This is a genomic window from Streptomyces sp. BYX5S, assembly GCF_054724165.1.
In genome coordinates this window covers 1,615,846-1,631,822 of sequence record NZ_CM138829.1, presented here as the reverse complement: position 1 = coordinate 1,631,822, position 15,977 = coordinate 1,615,846, and the positions used below count along the sequence as shown (strand labels likewise).

Here is a 15,977-nt window from a genome sequence, read left to right as displayed (position 1 = left end):
CACGTTCACGGGCTCAGCGTGCCCCGTCCCGATTGCCGGGGCGGGGCACGCGTGCGTGAATGGACGCGTCGTCGCCGAGGCCGTCCGCAGGAGGCGCAGTTCCCGTGAAGATCTCCAAGACTCCGTCCGCGCCCTGCTGGGCCGATCTGTCGACCACCGATCCGGAGGCGGCCCGGTACTTCTACGAGGCCCTGTTCGGCTGGCGCACGCGCCCCAGCGACGACCCCGCGGTGGGCGGGCACGGCACCTTCAAGCTCGACAGCCCGGACGGGCCGAAGGTGGCCGGGGTCGGCCCGGTGCTGCGCCCCGGACAGCCCGCGGCCTGGCTGCCCTACTTCCAGTCCAGCGGCATCGACGCGGTCACCGCGCGCGTGAGCGGCAACGGCGGCCGGGTCGTCTCGGGCCCGATCGGTGTTCCCGACGAGGGCCGGCTCGCGGTCTGCCAGGATCCGGCGGGCGCGGCGTTCGGGCTGTGGGAGCCGCGGGAGCACGCCGGGTTCGAGGTGGTGAACGTGCCGAGCAGCTTCTGCTGGTTCGAGCTGCTCACCCGGGACGGGCCGGGCGCGGTGGACTTCTACCAGTCGGTGCTCGGCTGGGGCACGAAGGCCGACGAGGGCTACACGGAGTGGTCGGTGGCCGACGAGCCCTTCGGCGGCATGGTCGACATGTCGACCGGCGACTTCCCGCCCGAGGTGCCCTCGCACTGGAACCTGTACGTGGCCGTGGACGATCCGGACGCGGTGGCGGAGCGCTGCGCGGAGCTGTCGGGGCAGGTCCTGGTGGCGCCCACGACGATCGCGCCGGGCCGGTTCGCGATGCTGGCGGATCCGCAGGGCGCGGCGTTCTCGGTGATGCGGTTCGCGGCGTGACGGGTCGCGCGTCGCGCGGACCGGGGGCAGGTGCGTTGTCAGTGGGGCGGTTCATGATGTCGGTATGCGTGCCGCCCGCCTGATCAAGATGGTGCTGTTGCTCCAGTCCCGGCCGTCCATGACCGCGGCCGAGCTGGCGCGCGAGCTGGAGGTGTCCGAGCGGACGGTGACGCGGGACGCACAGGCGTTGTCGGAGGCCGGGGTTCCGGTCTACGCGGACCGGGGGCGGGCCGGCGGGTACCGGCTGATCGGCGGGTACCGCACGCGGCTGACGGGGCTGGCGCGCGGCGAGGCGGAGGCGCTGTTCCTGTCGGGGGTGCCGGGGGCGCTGCGGGAGATGGGCCTGGAGGACGCGGCGTCGGCGGCGCACCTGAAGGTGTCGGCGGCCCTCCTCCCGTCGCTGCGGGACGCGCCGCGGGCGGCGGCGCAGCGGTTCCATCTGGACGCGCCGGGCTGGTTCCAGGAGCCGGAGACACCCGAGCTGCTGCCCGCGGTCGCGGAGGCGGTGTGGGACGACCGGGTGGTGCGGGTGCGGTACCGGCGCTCGTCGCTCGGCCGGGCGGAGGACGTGGAGCGGGAGCTGGAGCCGTACGGGCTCGTGCTCAAGGCGGGGGTCTGGTACCTGGCGGCGGCGGTGCGCGGGGCGGACGCCTTCCGGGTGTACCGGGTCGACCGGTTCACGGCCGTGGAGCCGGGCGACGAGCGGTTCGAGCGGGGCGAGGGCGAGGACGCGTTCGACCTTCCGGCGTTCTGGGAGGAGCGGGCGGAGCAGTTCGCGCGGGCACTGCTGCGGGCGGAGGTGGTCCTGCGGCTCACGCCCGCCGGAATACGTCAGCTGCCGTACGCCACGGACGCGGCGTCCGCGCGGGAGGCGCTGGAGTCGGCGGGGGCGGCGGACGCGGAGGGGCGGGTGACGGTGACGCTGCCGGTCGAGTCGGAGGGCGTGGCGTACACGCAGCTCATGGGGCTCGGGCCGGAGGTGGAGGTGGTGGCTCCGGAGGCGTTGCGGCAGCGGTTCGCGCAGGCCGCGCGGCGGATGCGGGAGTGGTACGGGTGAGGGGGCCGGTGCCGGGCGAGGGGTGCCGTCGGCATGTGCATGCATAACGAAGTGGAGCACCTCGCGCGCTCGGCGTGCGCCCCATCGGTCCAGGGCCGATGCTGGTCCCGTGATGGACGAGACGGAGTTCTGGGAGATCGTGGACAGCACGCGTGAGGCCGCGGGTGGCGACCCCGAGGACCACGCCGAGCTGCTCGTCGAGCGGTTGCTGCGCACCGACCCCGACTCCGTGCTCGACTTCGCCCGCCACTTCGAGTTCCGCTACAACCGGGCGTACCGGTGGGATCTGTGGGGTGCGGCCTGGGTGCTGCTCGGCGGGGCGAGCGACGACGCGTTCGACTACTTCCGGTGCTGGCTGATCGGTCAGGGGCGGGAGATCTTCGAGGGCGCGCTCCACGACCCCGACTCCCTGGCCGAACTCCTCGACGACTTCGACGACGAGGTCGACGGGGACGGCGAGGAGATCGGCTACGCGGCGGACGAGGCGTACGAACAGCTGACCGGGGTGGTGGCCCCGGACCTCGACATCCCCCCGCCCCCGCCGGAGCCCCAGGGCACCCCCCTGGACTTCGAGAACGAAACCACCATGCACCACACCTACCCCCGCCTCACCGCCCGCTTCACCTGACCAGCTTGAGCTGCGGCTTTTCAGCCCCTCCGGCGCTTGAGGAGCGTCTTTTCAGCCCCTCCGGCGCTTGAGGAGCGGGGTCCGGGGCGGAGCCCCGGGGGTTGGGAGCGGGTGGCGTCAGGCCGCCCGGATGGCCTCGGCCACGCCCGGGTGGGCGAAGTCGAACCCCGCCTCAAGGAGCCGCGTCGGCACCGCCCGCGTCGACCCGAGCACGTCACCCGACATCTCGCCGAGGGCCACCCGCAGCGCCACCGCCGGCACCGGCACCACCGCGGGCCTCCGCAACACCCGCCCCATCGCCTCCGTCACCTCCCGGTTCGTCGCCGGCTGCGGCGCCGTGAGGTTGACCGCCCCGGACACCCCCTCCGCCTCCAGGAGGAACCGCAGCGCCGCCACGTGGTCGTCCAGCGCGATGAACGACCAGTACTGACGCCCGTCCCCCATCCGCCCCCCGAGCCCCGCCTTGAACAACGGGAAGAGCTTCGCCCACGCGCCCCCGCCCCGCGCCACGACGAGCCCGGTGCGCGCGAGGACCGTACGGATGCCCGCCTGGTGGGCGGGCGCGGCCGCGGCCTCCCACTCGACGCACACCGACGGCAGGAACCCCTCCCCCGCGGGCGCCGTCTCGTCGACGGTCCGGCTGCCCGTGTCGCCGTAGTAGCCGATCGCGCTGCCGTTGAGGAAGACCCGCGGCGGGGTGTCGAGTCCGGCCGCCGCCCGCGCGAGCGTCTGCGTACCGAGGACCCGGCTGTCCCGGATCTCCCGCTTGTACGCGGCCGTCCACCGGTGGTCGCCGACCCCCGCCCCCGCGAGGTTGACGATCGCCTCGCAGCCCGCGAGCCCCGCCGCGTCGACCCGCTCGGCCTTCGGGTCCCAGCGCACCTCGTCGGAGGCCCGTGGCGCCCGCCGCACCAGGCGCGCCACCTCGTGTCCGTCGTCGGTCAGGGAACGGACGAGCGCCGTTCCGATGAGTCCTGAGGCACCGGCCACCGCAATACGTGTCATGGGCCCATCCTGCCGCTCGTACAGTGAGCCGCATGTCAGACTCCAACAGCTCGGGGCCCCGGATACGGTTCGCGGTCGCCGGGGACGAGGCGGCGCTGGGCAGGCTCGACCGGGAGACCTGGTCGTATCTGCACGCGGTGAAGCCGCTGGACCCGCCGCCGTACCCGCCGTTCTTCAACGAGCGTTTCGGCCCGCGCGACCATCTCGTCGCCGAACTCGACGGCCGTCTCGTGGGCTACATCCGCATCGGCTTCCCCACGCCCCTGGAGTCGAACGCGCACGTGCGCCAGATCCTCGGCCTCGCCGTCGCCGACGCCGCCCGCGGGCGGGGCGCGGGCCGCGCCCTGGTGCGCGGCGCGATCGACGTGGCGCGGCGGCAGGGCGCCCGCCGGATCACGCTGCGCGTCCTCGGGCACAACACCCCGGCGCGGACGCTGTACGAGGCGGAGGGCTTCGCCGTCGAGGGCGTGCTGCCCGAGGAGTTCCTGCTCGACGGGGCGTACGTGGACGACGTGCTGATGGGGCAGCCGCTGTAGCCGGGGCCGGGGCGCGGCCGTGTGGCGGCGCGGTCACGGCGTGCGACACGCGGCGACTCGTAGCAGGGTGATTCGGTACCCCCATCCACCCTCATCCACCTCGATCCACTCGATTCACCTCCATCCACCCCCGTCGCGGTACCGAGAGGAGCCGAGGCCCGCATGTCCTGGCCCGTGTCGCGTCGCAGGGACGAGGCGCAGCGCGCCTGGCTGCGCGGCGCGCCGCCGCCGCGCTGGGTGCGCTGGCTGCCGGTCGTGCTGCTGGTGGCCCTGTACGCGTTGCAGGCCGCCACGCGGCACCGTTTCGAGCTGGCGTTCCTGCTGGGCGCGATCCCGCCGCTCGCCGCACTGACGTACGGGCCCGCGGTCACGGCCCTGTTCGGCGGCTGCGTCGTCCTGCTCCTGAACCTGCCGCGGATCGGGTTCGGTCGGCCCGGCAACAGCGATGTGCTGACCGTGGCGTTCGTCGCCGTCCTCAGCGTGATCATCGCGTGGGCGCGCAGCCGCAGGGACGAACAGCTGGTCACGGTGCGCACGGTCGCGGAGGCCGCCCAGTTCGCGGTGCTGCCGCCGCTGCCGGAACGGGTGGGCGCCGTGCGCTGCGCGGGCCTGTACCGGGCGGCGCACCGCGGCGCCCTCGTCGGCGGCGACCTCTTCGACGTGCGCCGGGGCCCGGCCGGGGTGCGGGCGGTCGTCGGCGACGTCCAGGGGCACGGGCTCTCGGCGGTGGGCACCGTGGCGGGGCTGCTCGGCGCGTTCCGGGAGGCGGTGCTCGACCAGCCGGACCTGGAGGGGGTGGCGGCCCGGCTCGACCGCCGGCTCGTCGTGGACACGTCGGAGGACCAGCACGCGGAGCTGTTCGCGACGGCGGTGCTGCTCGAATTCCCCGACCCCGCCCCCGGCGAACCGCCCGTGGTGCGCGTCGTCAGCTGCGGTCACCCGCATCCGCTGCTGCTGCGCGAGGGGCGGGTGACCGAGCTGGACGTGCCGTCGGGGGCGCCGCTGGGGCTCGGCCTCGCGGAGGTGGCGCCGCCGGAGCCGCTGACGGTCGAGCTGCGCCCCGGTGACCGGCTGCTCGCCCTCACCGACGGGGTGACGGAGGCGCGGAACCCGGCCGGCGAGTTCTATCCGCTGGCGGAGCGGCTCCCCCAGTTCGCGGGCGAGGACCCGGCCGGGCTCACGGACGCGGTGTGGCGCGACGTGATCCGGTTCGCCGGGTCGGTGCGGGACGATCTGACGCTGCTGGTCTTCGCACCGCTCACTCCCGTCGCGGGCGCCACACCGACCCCGGACGTGCCTCGCGGGACGTGAGGTGTGAACGTAGGCGCATGAAGAACCCGGGACTCCCGCGCCGCCAGGGACACCGCCGCGCCGTGGCCACCGCCTCCGCACTGCTGCTGCCGCTCGTGCTCTCCGCCTGTTCCGACGACGACGGGGCGACCAATCCGCCCCCGACCGCCTCGCCCGCCGCGACGGCGAGCGGTGCCCGCTGTGCGACGCAGCGGCCGGCCGAGGACCGCGGCGCGGACGCCGAACCGCGCGCGAAGGCCGCGTACACGGTCGCCGACGAGACCGTGCGGGCGACGGCGAAGAAGCAGTTCAAGACGGTGGAGCCGGACGAGTCCGCGCTGCTCGTGGAGGGCTCGGGGAAGCTGTCGACCCGCGACGGGAAGTTCATCAAGCACGGCGGCACGTCGTCCCTGACGGCCTCCGAGGGGCACGGCCTGAACGCGGCGGCCCTCGCCCGCGACGGCGGCACCCTCACGATGTCCGGCGGCCGGATGTCCACCACGGCCAGGGGCGCGACCGCCGTCTTCGCGTCGGGCGAGGACGCGCGGGCCGTGCTCAGCTCGGGCGGCATCAGGACGCACTCCGCCTCCTCGCACGGGGTGGCGGCCGCGCACGGCGGCGAGCTGGAGCTGACGTACGTGGAGATCGACACGGCGGCCGCGCAGGCGGCACCGGTGGCGGTGGGGCCCGGCGGCGGGAAGGTCACGGTGTCCGGCGGCACGATGACCTCGGCGGGCTGCGGGTCCCCGGGGGTGCAGACGGCGGGCGACGTGTCCCTGTCGCAGACGCTGTTCGACCTGGCCAACTCGGAGGCGTTCTCCGTGGAGGCCGACGGTTCGCTGTCCCTGAAGGACGTACGGGCGTCCGCGGCGGCGGGCGGGGTGGTGCTGCGCGGCGACGGCGACACCGCGTTCCGGATGACGGACGGGGCGCTCCAGGTCTCCGACGGGGACATCTTCTCCGTACGGCAGTCCGACGCGGACATCGAGCTGAGCGGGGGCGCCGAGGTCAAGACGAAGGACGGCAAGCTGCTGCGCGTCAAGGACGGCGGGACGGCGACGTTCACGGCGGACGGCGAGAAGCTGAAGGGCAGCGTGGCCGTGGCGAAGGGGTCCACCGCCGACCTCGACCTGAAGGGGTCCACCAAGCTGGACGGGAAGATCGTGGGCGCGGCGACGCTGAAGCTCGGCCCGAGAACGCAGTGGTCCGTGTCCGGGGACTCGGCGCTGAAGAGCCTGACGCTGGCCGACGGCGCGAAGGTCTCCGACGTGCTGGTGGGCAACGGCCACACGGTGACGTACGACAAGGCGTCCAGTCCGGACCTGCGCGGCAAGAAGTACCGGCTGGAGGGCGGCGGCACACTGAAGCCGGCGTAGCCCCCGGCGGGGCCGCGCCGGTGCTGTTCGTACGGCGGCGCACGACGGACCGACCGCACGCACCACACGTACGACTCGCTTACGCGGAAAGGGACTTCACGCATGCTGAACGCATTCCGGGAGCGCGCCGAGGCCATCGCCCCCGAGCTGACCGCGCTGCGGCACGCACTGCACCGCGAGCCGGAGACCGGCCTCGCGCTGCCGCTGACGCAGGCGAAGGTGCTCACCGCGCTCGACGGGCTGCCGCTGGAGATCACCAGGGGCAGGGCGCTCGGCTCGGTCACGGCGGTCCTGCGCGGCGGCCGCCCCGGCCCGGCGGTGCTGCTGCGCGGCGACATGGACGCGCTGCCGCTCCAGGAGCTGGCGGACGTCCCGTACCGGTCCCGGATCGACGGCGTGATGCACGCGTGCGGCCACGACCAGCACACGGCGATGCTGGTGGGCGCGGCGCGGCTGCTGTGCGAGCGGCGGGCGGAGCTGCCGGGGACGGTCGTCTTCATGTTCCAGCCCGGTGAGGAGAGCCACGACGGCGCCCGGCACATGATCGAGGAAGGGGTCCTGGAGGCGGCCGGGCAGCCGCTGGTGGGCGCGTACTCGGTGCACGTGGGGTCGAACGGGCCGGAGTGCGGCACGTTCAGCGCCCGCGTCGGCACGCAGACCGCGGGCAACGCGGAGCTGAGGGTCGTCGTGCGCGGCAGGGGCGGCCACGGCTCGGCCCCGCACTCCGCGGCCGATCCGGTGCCGGTGGCGGCGGAGATGGTGCTGGCGCTGCAGAACCTGGTGACGCGCGCGGCGTCCGTCTTCGACCCGGTCGTGCTGACCGTCGGCGTGTTCCGGGCGGGTACGAAGCTCAACATCATCCCCGGCACCGCCGAGTTCGAGGCGACCGTCCGCTCCACCTCCCCGGAGGCCATGGCCGACTTCCTGCCGCGCGCGGTGCGCCTGGTGAAAGGCATCGCGGAGGGCTGGGGCATGGCGGCGGACGTCGACGCGCACGAGGGGTACCCGGCGCTGATCGCGGCTGAGGAGGCGGTGGAGCTGGGCCGCGAGGTCGTCGACGAGCTGTACGGGAACGACAGCTGGCGCTACGACGAGCACCCGATCATGGCGTCGGAGGACTTCTCCCGCGTCACCGCGGTCGCCCCCGGCGTCCAGCTCGGCCTGTCCGCCCGCCCCGCCGAGGTCCCCGAGGAGACGGCCCCCTTCAACCACTCCCCGTACGCGGTCTACGACGACGCGGCGCTGCCGCGCGGGGCGGCGGTGCTGGCGGGGATGGCAGCGAGACGGCTCACCCGGTCGACTCCCAGCGGCACTTGAGCAGCCTTTTAGCCCCTGCGGCGCTTGAGCAGCAGGGTCCGCCCTTCCACCTGCGGCGATTGAGCAGCGGGGTCCGCCCTTCCACCTGCGGCGATTGAGCAGCGGGGTCCGCCCTTCCAGCCCCTGCGGCGCTTGAGCAGCGGGGTCCGGGGCGGAGCCCCGCGGCGCAGGACACGGGGCCGGCACGCTCAACGGCGCTTTTGCAGCGCCGCCGCCCGCTCCCTGATCTCCGGGAGCTTCCCCATCAGGGCGAGGCCGGGACAGAACGTCTCGTAACCGTCCCGGTGCCCGGAGATCGCGAAGAACTCGTGGGCCGTGCCGGACCGGAAGCGCGCCAGGTCGTTGCTGGACACCAGCCGCACGCGGGAGCGCGCGTCGACCCCGGCCAGGCCCAGCTTCCACGCGGCGACGGCGGCGATCGCGTCGGTCATCTCCTTCGGCACCGGCGTGCCCTCGGTGAACGTGCCGATCGCGGCGATCCCCGCCGTGTCCTGGTTGAAGCCCTGCGTGTGCGCGCCGACGACGGGCCGCTCGGCGCCGCCCGCCCGCCCCTCGTAGACCGTTCCGCAGCGGTCGACGAGGAAGTTGTAGCCGATGTCGTCCCACTCCTTGCCGCCCGCCGCGCCACCGCCGGCCTGCCCCGCGTACAGGTGGCGGACGATGCGCGGCGCGTCCGCGCAGTCGTAGTCGTTCGGCGAGTCGGTGTGGTGCAGGAAGACGGCCCGGACGCGGTCGCCGTAGCGGACCGGGTCGCGGTGGTACGTGTCCGCGCCCGCGAGCCACCGCGCGCGCGGCACGATCCGGGGGCGCGCCACCGGCGCGTGCCGGGCCACCGCGGCGGCCCGCTTCACCGGCACGGCCGCGGCCGGCAGCTCGCCGCGGGCCGTGGCGCCGAACCGGTCGGGCCCCGGCCGGTCGACCGCCACGGCGCACACCGCGACGAGCCCGAGGGCCAGGGCCACGGGCAGCCAGCGCAACACCATCCGCACGACACGCACGCCTCCCACCCTGGGGCCGCTCAGGCCTGTGCGGTCAGCCACAGTGGGCCAGGTGGCGGAACCATCGGGGACCGGTGGGCGTTTCTTACCGGTATGGACCTCCACATACTCGACGTGCTGCTGCTCGTGGTGGCCCTCGCCTACGCCGTCTCCGGCTACCGGCGCGGTCTGCTCGCGGGCTGTGTCTCGCTGGCCGGGTTCGTGGGCGGCGCGGCCGTCGGCGTGTGGCTGCTGCCGTATCTGATGGAGACGGTGACGCCGGGCACCACGTCGGCGACGGTCGTCGCGGTGCTCACGGTGCTGGTGCCGGCGGTCGCCGGGCACGGGCTCGCCGGGCTGCTCGCGGCGCGGGTGCGCGGCGGGATGTCGCACGCGCCGGGGCCTCTGCGGGTGGCCGACGGGGTGGGCGGCGGCGCGGCGAGCGCGGTGGCCGTCCTGGTGGTGGCGTGGGTCGCGGGCAGCGTCCTCGTCGCCTCCTCCTCCACGGTCCTCAACCAGGCGATCCGGAACTCGTCGGTGCTCGGCGCGGTGCAGGACACCATGCCGTCGACGACCCCGTCCTGGTTCTCGCAGGCCACGGGCGCGCTCACGTCGGCGGGCTTCCCGCAGGTCTTCGACCCGTTCGCGAGCGAGCCGTCCGCCAGGGTGGCCAAGCCCTCCGGGGACAACGTGACGGCGAAGGCGACCAGCGCCGCCCAGCGCAGCAGCGTCAAGGTGGAGGGCGCCGCGGGCACCCAGGGCCGCGAGGGCAGCGGCTTCGTCTACAGCTCCGAGCGCGTCATGACCAACGCCCACGTGGTCGCGGGCATCGACGACCCGACGGTCCGGGTGGGCGGCACGGGCCGCGCGTACGAGGCGAAGGTCGTCCTCTTCGACCCCGACAAGGACGTGGCGGTCCTCTACGTCCCCGGCCTGACCGCCCCGACCCTCCGCTTCGACGACTCCGCGCGGCGCGGTGACGCCGCCGTCGTCGCGGGCTATCCGCAGGACGGCGGCCTCGACCTCCAGGCGGCCACGGTCGACGACACGATCAAGGCGGCGGGCCAGGACATCTACGGCTCCGGCAACGTCACCCGCGACATCTACTCGATCCGCTCCACGGTCCTGCCCGGCAACTCCGGCGGCCCGCTGCTCGACACCGACGGCGAGGTCTACGGCGTGGTGTTCGCCCGGTCCACGACGGACGACGGGACGGGGTACGTCCTGACGGCGGACGAGGTGTCCTCCGACGCGCGCCGCGCGGCCACGGCGACGACGCCGGTGGACACCGGGTCGCTGGTCTCCTCGTAGCCGTACGAGGGCGGGGCCGGGGCCGCGCGCGGGTCAGGCCAGGGACTTCCCCGTCGGGACGACCACCCCGTACAGGTCCCCGATCGTCGCCATCGCCCCGAGGTGCAGCTGCTCGGCGGGCACCTCGGCGCCGCCGACGGAGGCCAGCGGCCGCGTCGCGCAGGCGTCGGCGACCACGGTCGGCCTGTTGCCGCGCAGGAACGCGCCCTGCGCGGTGAACTGCACGCACATGTGCGACATGAACCCGATGACCACGAGGTTCTCGTGTCCCGCGGCGTCCACGCGCTCCCCGAGGTCGGTGCCGACGAACGCGTCCGGGGCGGGCTTGACCACGACGGCCTCGCCCTCGACCGGGGCGACGTCGGGGTGGATCGCGCCGATCTCGGCGCGGACGTCGTACGCGGAGCCCTCGCCGCCGTCGTGCTGGACATGGATGACCGTGGCCCCGGCGGCGCGGGCCCGGCCGAGGAGGTCGGCGGCGTTGTCGAGGGCGGCCCGCCAGCCGTCCAGTTCCATCACGCCGCGGGTGTAGGTGTTCTGGTAGTCGACCAGGATCAGCGTCGCGTCGGCGAGCGAGGCGGGCGTGTCGTCGAGGCCGTTGAGGGTGCGCAGAGTCGTTGAAGGCATGTCTGGAACGCTACGAGCGGAGCCGTCATGTCGGCAATGACGGCTAACATGCAGATTCGGACATGCCCAAGGAGCGGAGTCATCGTGAGCGGCGCGAGCGCCACCGAACGGATCGTCGTCATCGTCCTCTTCGACGGCGTCGACACGCTCGACGTGACGGGCCCGCCCGAGGTGTTCGCGCTGGTCCGCCGCGAGGGCGACACGAGCTACCGGGTGCTCCTCGCCGCCGAGACCCCGGCCCCGGTCACCACGTCCGCGGGCGTCCGGGTCCTGCCCGACGTCACCTTCGACGACGCCGCCCGCCTCAGCATCGACACGCTGCTGGTGCCGGGTTCGGTCGAGGCCGACCCGGAGCGCGGGGTGCGGGCCCTCGCGGAGCCCGAAGTGGTCGAGCGGGTACGGGTGCTGGCGGGCCGGGCCCGCCGGGTCGCGTCGGTGTGCGTGGGGGCGCATCTGCTCGCGGCGGCCGGGCTGCTCGACGGCAAGCGCGCCACCACCCACTGGTCGACCGCGCGCCAACTCGCCGACGAGCACCCGGAGATCGACGTCGACCCCGACCCGATCTTCATCCGCGAGGGAGACATCTGGACCGGCGCCGGGATCAGCTCCTGCCTCGACCTGTCCCTCGCCCTGGTCGCCGACGACCTCGGCGAGCAGACGGCGCTCCAGGTGGCCCGGCAGCTGGTGATGTACCTGAAGCGGCCCAGCGGCCAGAGCCAGTTCAGCGTGCCGCTGGCGCAGGCCTCCACGACGCGGCGCGTGGACGACCTGCGGCTGCACATCACCCGGCACCTCGACGGACCGCTCACCGTCGCGGACCTCGCCGCGCACGCCCATGTCAGCGAGCGCCAGCTGACCCGGATCTTCAAGTCCGAACTGGGCACGACCCCGAGCGCGTACGTCGAGTCGGCCCGTGTCGAGCGGGCCCGGCAGCGCCTGGAGTCCAGCGACGACACGCTCGACCGGATCGCGTCGGCGTGCGGATTCGGCACGACCGACACGCTGGTACGGGCGTTCCGTCGGCAACTCGACACGACACCGACGGCGTACCGGCACCGCTTCCGCGTATCCGTATAGGGGTGCGGTAGCGGTACCGGCTCAGTAGTGGGTGCCGCCATCGATGCGGATCTCCGTACCGGTGATGAACTTCCCGTCCTCGGAGGCGAGCATCGCGACGACGCCCGCCACCGACTCGGGCCCGGCGAAGCCCTCGCCGAGCGCGGGCGACAGCTTGGCGAAGAGGCTCCAGTCGGTGTCCTCGGGCAGGCCGGGCCCCCGGCTCTGCCCGCTCATCCCGGAACCGTCGGTCATGCCGGACGCGATGGAGCCGGGCTGCACGGCGGTGAACCGGACGCCCCGCTTGCCGTACTCGGCGGCCAGCGCGTGCGTCATGGACTGGATGCCGCCCTTGCTCGCCGCGTACGCCGCCATGTACGGGTGGGCGAACATCGCGGACGTGGAGCTGAAGTTGACGACGGCCGGGGACTCGCCCAGGAGCAGCGCCGGTATCGCCTCGCGGATCATCAGGAAGGTGCCGGTGAGGTTGACCGCGAGCACCTGGTTGAACTCGGCGAGCGTCGTCTTCTCGGTGTGCGAGGAGCGCAGGATGCCGGCGGCGTTGACGAGTACGTCGAGACCGCCCAGCGTCCGCACGGCGGTGGCGACGGCGTCGCGCACGGACGCCTCGTCGGCGATGTTCACGACGACCGTGGTGAGGCGCTCGGCGTCGGCACCCGCCTTGGCGAGGGTGTCGGCGAGACCGGCCTCGCTGACGTCGGCGGCGACGACACGGCCGCCCTCCGCGAGCATGCGCAGGACGGTGGCCTGCCCGATGCCGGAGCCGCCGCCGGTGACGAGGGCGCGGCGCGCTTCGTAGCGGTGGAGGTGGTTCGGCCGGTGCTGGCTGGTCGGGGTGGTGTGACCGGTATCCCTGGTCTGGTTGGTCTGGCTGGTCATGGTGTCTCCTCGGGTTGCTGTGTGCGCCACCGCACGGCGTTCACCGTACGCCTCCGGTGGCACGTTTTGCCATAACGGCGTTACGTGCCACTTCATTCCCGTCGCGGCGCTCCCGGTGCGGTTACGCTTCGTCGGATGACCGAGCCCAGAACGCCCCCTTCGCCGACGCCCTCCCTGACCGAACGCCGTAAAGCGGCGACGCAGCTCGACATCGCCCGCGCGGCGATGGAGCTGTTCACCGAGAAGGGGCCCGACGCCACCACGGCCGAGGAGATCGCGCGCGCCGCGGGGGTCGCGCTGCGCACCTTCTACCGCTACTTCCGCAACAAGCAGGACGCGGTCGGCCCGCTGCTCGCCTCCGGCGGCGACCGCTGGCGCGAGCTGCTGGCCGCGACGGAGCCGGGGACCCCGCTGCCGGAGGCCCTCGAATCGGCGGCGGTCACCTCGCTCTCCCCCGCGGACGCGGAGGCGGAGGACGCGCTGGCCCGCACGCGGACCCTGCTGCGCGCGGCGCAGGACGACGCGGCCCTGCGGTCGGTCTGGTACCGGGTCAACCAGGAGTCCGAGGAGCGGCTGCTGCCCGTGGTGGCACACCTCGCGGGCCCCGACGCGGATCCGCTGGAGGTCCGGCTGACGGCGGCCGCGGCGACCGACGCGATCCGAGTGGCGCTGGAGCTGTGGGCCACGACCGACGCGAAGAGCTCCGGCCCGGACTCCCCCGCGGCACTGGCGGCCCGAGGGCTGCGCCACCTGACGGCGGGGCGCACGCCGTAAAGCGGAACGGGATCGTGCGACCGGCGTGCCCCGTGCCGACCCCCGCGCGCGACTGACCGTGGCTCACGGCCCGTGCCTACGCTCGGGAGCCTTGAGGTTCAAAGACTCCAAGGTTCGAACTCAGGTATCCCGAGGGCGCGTTGGGGGCATCACGCCCCCGGACGTCAGCCACCCGACCCGCCGGAGGCCCACCGTGCTCGACCCAGCAGACGCCGCATCGGGAGCCATTGTCGTCGTGGGCGCGGGGGTCGCCGGCCTCTCGGCGGCCCACCACCTGACCAGGGCGGGCCTGCGCCCGCTCGTCCTGGAGGCCGCCATGGGCGTCGGCGGCCGCATGTCGACGGAGAAGGTCGACGGGTTCCGCCTCGACCGGACCGGTCAGCCGTTGTGCACGTCGTACCCCGAACTGCGGCGCGTCCCCGCGCTCGCGCCGCTCGTCCTGCGCCGGTTCTCGCCCGGCGTTCTCGTGCACAGCGAGGGCCTGCGGCACCGGGCGGGCGAGCCCACCGGGCCCCGGCGCACAAGGGGCGCACTCAACGCGGCACGCGCCTTGGCGAGCGCCCCTCGGGCTCCGCGGGGGACGCGTCCGCCGCTGGGCAGTCCGCTGGACCACGCGCGCCTGGGCGCGGCGCTGGCCCGCCTGGCGGCGACTCCCCCGGCCCGGCTCCTGGCCCGCCCCGAACTCCCCATGGGCCAGGCCCTGCTGGACCGCGGCATGCCCCCGGCGACCATCCACGGCTTCATCCGCCCGCTCCTGTCGGCGCTGCTCGGCGACCCGGACCTCACGACCTCCAGCCGCTGCGCCGACCTGGCGCTGCACGCGTACGCGGCGGGGCGGCTCGCGGTGCCGGAGGGCGGCGCGGACGCGGTGCCGGAGCTCTTGGCGGCGGGGCTCGCGCCGGGCACGGTGCGGACGGGGGTGCGGGTGACGTCGGTGTCGACGACATCGGTCACGACGAAGGAGCTCGGCGAACTCACCTGCCGGGCGGTGGTGCTGGCAACGGGCGCGCACGACGCCGCCCTGCTCCTCCCCGGGCTGCGGGTCCCCGCCTTCCACGAGGTGACGGTCGTGCACCACGCGGTGCCCGAGCCGCCGCTCGCCGAGCCCGCGTTGCTGCTGGACGCGGATCGGCTCGGGCCGGTCGCGCACACGTCGGTGATCAGTCAGGTGGATCCGTCGCGGGCGCCGGCGGGCCGTGCGCTGGTCTCCTCCACGGTTCTCGGGCCGCCGCCCACGGACCGCGAACTGCGTTCCCAACTCGCCGCGCTGTACGGCACGTCGACCTCCGACTGGGAGTGCTTGGCCGTGCACCACGATCCGTACGCGGTACCGGCGATGCCGTCCCCGCACGACCCGCGGCGGCCGGTCCGCCTGCTCGACGGGCTGTACGTGTGCGGGGACCACCGGGACACCAGCACGGTGCAGGGTGCGCTCCACTCGGGCCGTCGCGCTGCCCACGCCCTCCTCACGGACCTGAGCATCGACGCCCCCGCCACCCCGGCCACCACGGCGGCCTGACCCCCCATTCCGCGCCCGCCTCCGTGGCACAACTCCGGGGGCGGGCGCCCCCATCTCCCCCCCCCCACCACAGGGCCTGCCTGCCCCCTCCGACACCCCGCACCACCTCAACGCCACGGGGCCGACCCCACCCGGCACCACCCCCACGCCACGGGGCTCCGCCCCGGACCCCGCTCCTCAATCGCCGGAGGGGCTCAATTGCCCCGGCCCCCGCCGCTTTGCGGCGCCCCCGCACCCCGCCTTGGGCAATCTGCCGCCAGGGGCGGCAGGGTGGGCAAGGCGGCGCACGGTGCCGCGCAACGAAACGGGGACGTGCCCACGGCGCCGCAGCGGCACGGTGGGGCTGGAGCCCCCGGAGGGGGCGGGAGGGTGGGAAGTAGCCGAGGCAGCGGCACAGGCAGCAGTGCCAGCACGTTCCCGGCACGGAAGCCACTGCCGGAGCGCCAGCACCTCTCCGCCGCGGGAGCCACAGGCGCCGACCCCCGTGCGGCACCTCGACCCCGGTGGGGCTGGAGCCCCCGGAGGGGGCGGGAGGGTGGGAAGTGGGCGAGGCGGCGACACAGGCAGCAGGGCCCCCGGCGCGGGAGCCACAGGCGCCGCCCCTCACCCCCGGCGGGCCGAAGCGGCCAAGGCAGCCGACGGGGTCCGGGATACGCGCCACGCACCGTGGACGTCGACCACGTTCCGCCCCGCACCCCGCCCCAGCGCATCCTCACCCACCCCGGCAAACCCGGC

At 74.5% G+C, this 15,977-nt stretch carries 15 protein-coding genes; 11 read left to right on the top strand and 4 right to left on the bottom strand.

Features of this window, described 5'->3' with window-relative positions:
• Positions 1-104 precede the first annotated feature (104 nt).
• The 3 genes from ACYBSK_RS07325 to ACYBSK_RS07315 all read left to right on the top strand — a co-directional run bounded on the left by ACYBSK_RS07325 (position 105) and on the right by ACYBSK_RS07315 (position 2,554).
• The gene (locus ACYBSK_RS07325; RefSeq protein ID WP_460245556.1) at positions 105-869 is read left to right on the top strand and encodes a VOC family protein; all 765 of its coding nucleotides are present in this window, start codon (positions 105-107) and stop codon (positions 867-869) included.
• Positions 870-933: 64 nt separating this feature from the next.
• Positions 934-1,926 carry a helix-turn-helix transcriptional regulator gene (locus tag ACYBSK_RS07320; protein WP_457476047.1) on the top strand — a complete coding sequence of 331 codons (993 nt, stop codon included), beginning with the start codon at positions 934-936 and terminating at the stop codon, positions 1,924-1,926.
• A gap of 112 nt (positions 1,927-2,038) precedes the next feature.
• Positions 2,039-2,554 (top strand): DUF4240 domain-containing protein, encoded by a 516-nt coding sequence (locus tag ACYBSK_RS07315; RefSeq protein ID WP_460246974.1) that lies wholly within the window; start codon positions 2,039-2,041, stop codon positions 2,552-2,554.
• A 117-nt stretch (positions 2,555-2,671) separates the two neighbouring features.
• Here ACYBSK_RS07315 and ACYBSK_RS07310 read toward each other — a convergent pair whose 3' ends face one another.
• A complete protein-coding gene (locus ACYBSK_RS07310; RefSeq protein ID WP_457476046.1) occupies positions 2,672-3,559 on the bottom strand; it encodes a TIGR01777 family oxidoreductase in 888 nt (295 codons plus the stop codon).
• 32 nt (positions 3,560-3,591) lie between these two features.
• Between ACYBSK_RS07310 and ACYBSK_RS07305 the strand changes: the two genes are divergently transcribed.
• From ACYBSK_RS07305 to ACYBSK_RS07290, 4 genes are all read left to right on the top strand, one after another.
• Positions 3,592-4,095 (top strand): GNAT family N-acetyltransferase, encoded by a 504-nt coding sequence (locus ACYBSK_RS07305; protein ID WP_457476045.1) that lies wholly within the window; start codon positions 3,592-3,594, stop codon positions 4,093-4,095.
• A gap of 162 nt (positions 4,096-4,257) precedes the next feature.
• Positions 4,258-5,406, top strand: a complete 1,149-nt coding sequence (locus ACYBSK_RS07300; protein WP_457476044.1) for a PP2C family protein-serine/threonine phosphatase — start codon at positions 4,258-4,260, stop codon at positions 5,404-5,406.
• A 17-nt stretch (positions 5,407-5,423) separates the two neighbouring features.
• Complete coding sequence (locus ACYBSK_RS07295) at positions 5,424-6,761, top strand: hypothetical protein (RefSeq protein ID WP_460245555.1); 1,338 nt, start codon at positions 5,424-5,426, stop codon at positions 6,759-6,761.
• A 102-nt stretch (positions 6,762-6,863) separates the two neighbouring features.
• Entirely contained in the window at positions 6,864-8,078 is a 1,215-nt protein-coding gene (locus ACYBSK_RS07290; RefSeq protein ID WP_460245554.1) for a M20 metallopeptidase family protein, read from the top strand.
• A gap of 188 nt (positions 8,079-8,266) precedes the next feature.
• Here ACYBSK_RS07290 and ACYBSK_RS07285 read toward each other — a convergent pair whose 3' ends face one another.
• Positions 8,267-9,061 carry a peptidoglycan recognition protein family protein gene (locus tag ACYBSK_RS07285; RefSeq protein ID WP_460246973.1) on the bottom strand — a complete coding sequence of 265 codons (795 nt, stop codon included), beginning with the start codon at positions 9,059-9,061 and terminating at the stop codon, positions 8,267-8,269.
• 108 nt (positions 9,062-9,169) lie between these two features.
• Here ACYBSK_RS07285 and ACYBSK_RS07280 point away from each other — a divergent pair, with 108 nt between their 5' ends.
• On the top strand, positions 9,170-10,366 hold the full coding sequence (locus tag ACYBSK_RS07280; protein ID WP_460245553.1) for a MarP family serine protease: 1,197 nt from the start codon (positions 9,170-9,172) through the stop codon (positions 10,364-10,366).
• Positions 10,367-10,399: 33 nt separating this feature from the next.
• Here the strand turns inward: ACYBSK_RS07280 and ACYBSK_RS07275 are convergent, their stop codons facing one another.
• A complete protein-coding gene (locus ACYBSK_RS07275; protein WP_457476039.1) occupies positions 10,400-10,993 on the bottom strand; it encodes a cysteine hydrolase family protein in 594 nt (197 codons plus the stop codon).
• A 48-nt stretch (positions 10,994-11,041) separates the two neighbouring features.
• Here ACYBSK_RS07275 and ACYBSK_RS07270 point away from each other — a divergent pair, with 48 nt between their 5' ends.
• Positions 11,042-12,070, top strand: coding sequence for a GlxA family transcriptional regulator (locus tag ACYBSK_RS07270; RefSeq protein WP_460245552.1), 1,029 nt, complete (start codon positions 11,042-11,044; stop codon positions 12,068-12,070).
• Positions 12,071-12,091: 21 nt separating this feature from the next.
• Here the strand turns inward: ACYBSK_RS07270 and ACYBSK_RS07265 are convergent, their stop codons facing one another.
• Positions 12,092-12,949: an SDR family NAD(P)-dependent oxidoreductase gene (locus ACYBSK_RS07265; protein ID WP_457476037.1), complete on the bottom strand. Its 858-nt coding sequence runs from the start codon at positions 12,947-12,949 to the stop codon at positions 12,092-12,094.
• Positions 12,950-13,084: 135 nt separating this feature from the next.
• On the opposite strand from ACYBSK_RS07265, the gene ACYBSK_RS07260 reads away from it, so the two are divergent.
• Both ACYBSK_RS07260 and ACYBSK_RS07255 read left to right on the top strand, forming a co-directional pair.
• Positions 13,085-13,723, top strand: coding sequence for a TetR family transcriptional regulator (locus ACYBSK_RS07260; protein ID WP_460245551.1), 639 nt, complete (start codon positions 13,085-13,087; stop codon positions 13,721-13,723).
• Positions 13,724-13,916: 193 nt separating this feature from the next.
• Positions 13,917-15,242: an NAD(P)/FAD-dependent oxidoreductase gene (locus tag ACYBSK_RS07255; RefSeq protein ID WP_460245550.1), complete on the top strand. Its 1,326-nt coding sequence runs from the start codon at positions 13,917-13,919 to the stop codon at positions 15,240-15,242.
• Positions 15,243-15,977: the final 735 nt, after the last annotated feature.

Excerpts from the sequence above, each read along its gene's own strand:
- ACYBSK_RS07295 (WP_460245555.1), top strand. The coding sequence starts at position 5,424 with ATGAAGAACCCGGGACTCCCGCGCCGCCAGGGACACCGCCGCGCCGTG.
- ACYBSK_RS07265 (WP_457476037.1), bottom strand. The coding sequence starts at position 12,949 with ATGACCAGCCAGACCAACCAGACCAGGGATACCGGTCACACCACCCCG.
- ACYBSK_RS07285 (WP_460246973.1), bottom strand. The coding sequence starts at position 9,061 with ATGGTGTTGCGCTGGCTGCCCGTGGCCCTGGCCCTCGGGCTCGTCGCG.
- ACYBSK_RS07290 (WP_460245554.1), top strand. The coding sequence starts at position 6,864 with ATGCTGAACGCATTCCGGGAGCGCGCCGAGGCCATCGCCCCCGAGCTG.
- ACYBSK_RS07310 (WP_457476046.1), bottom strand. The coding sequence starts at position 3,559 with ATGACACGTATTGCGGTGGCCGGTGCCTCAGGACTCATCGGAACGGCG.
- ACYBSK_RS07300 (WP_457476044.1), top strand. The coding sequence starts at position 4,258 with ATGTCCTGGCCCGTGTCGCGTCGCAGGGACGAGGCGCAGCGCGCCTGG.
- ACYBSK_RS07280 (WP_460245553.1), top strand. The coding sequence starts at position 9,170 with ATGGACCTCCACATACTCGACGTGCTGCTGCTCGTGGTGGCCCTCGCC.
- ACYBSK_RS07315 (WP_460246974.1), top strand. The coding sequence starts at position 2,039 with ATGGACGAGACGGAGTTCTGGGAGATCGTGGACAGCACGCGTGAGGCC.
- ACYBSK_RS07275 (WP_457476039.1), bottom strand. The coding sequence starts at position 10,993 with ATGCCTTCAACGACTCTGCGCACCCTCAACGGCCTCGACGACACGCCC.
- ACYBSK_RS07320 (WP_457476047.1), top strand. The coding sequence starts at position 934 with ATGCGTGCCGCCCGCCTGATCAAGATGGTGCTGTTGCTCCAGTCCCGG.
- ACYBSK_RS07305 (WP_457476045.1), top strand. The coding sequence starts at position 3,592 with ATGTCAGACTCCAACAGCTCGGGGCCCCGGATACGGTTCGCGGTCGCC.
- ACYBSK_RS07270 (WP_460245552.1), top strand. The coding sequence starts at position 11,042 with ATGCAGATTCGGACATGCCCAAGGAGCGGAGTCATCGTGAGCGGCGCG.
- ACYBSK_RS07260 (WP_460245551.1), top strand. The coding sequence starts at position 13,085 with ATGACCGAGCCCAGAACGCCCCCTTCGCCGACGCCCTCCCTGACCGAA.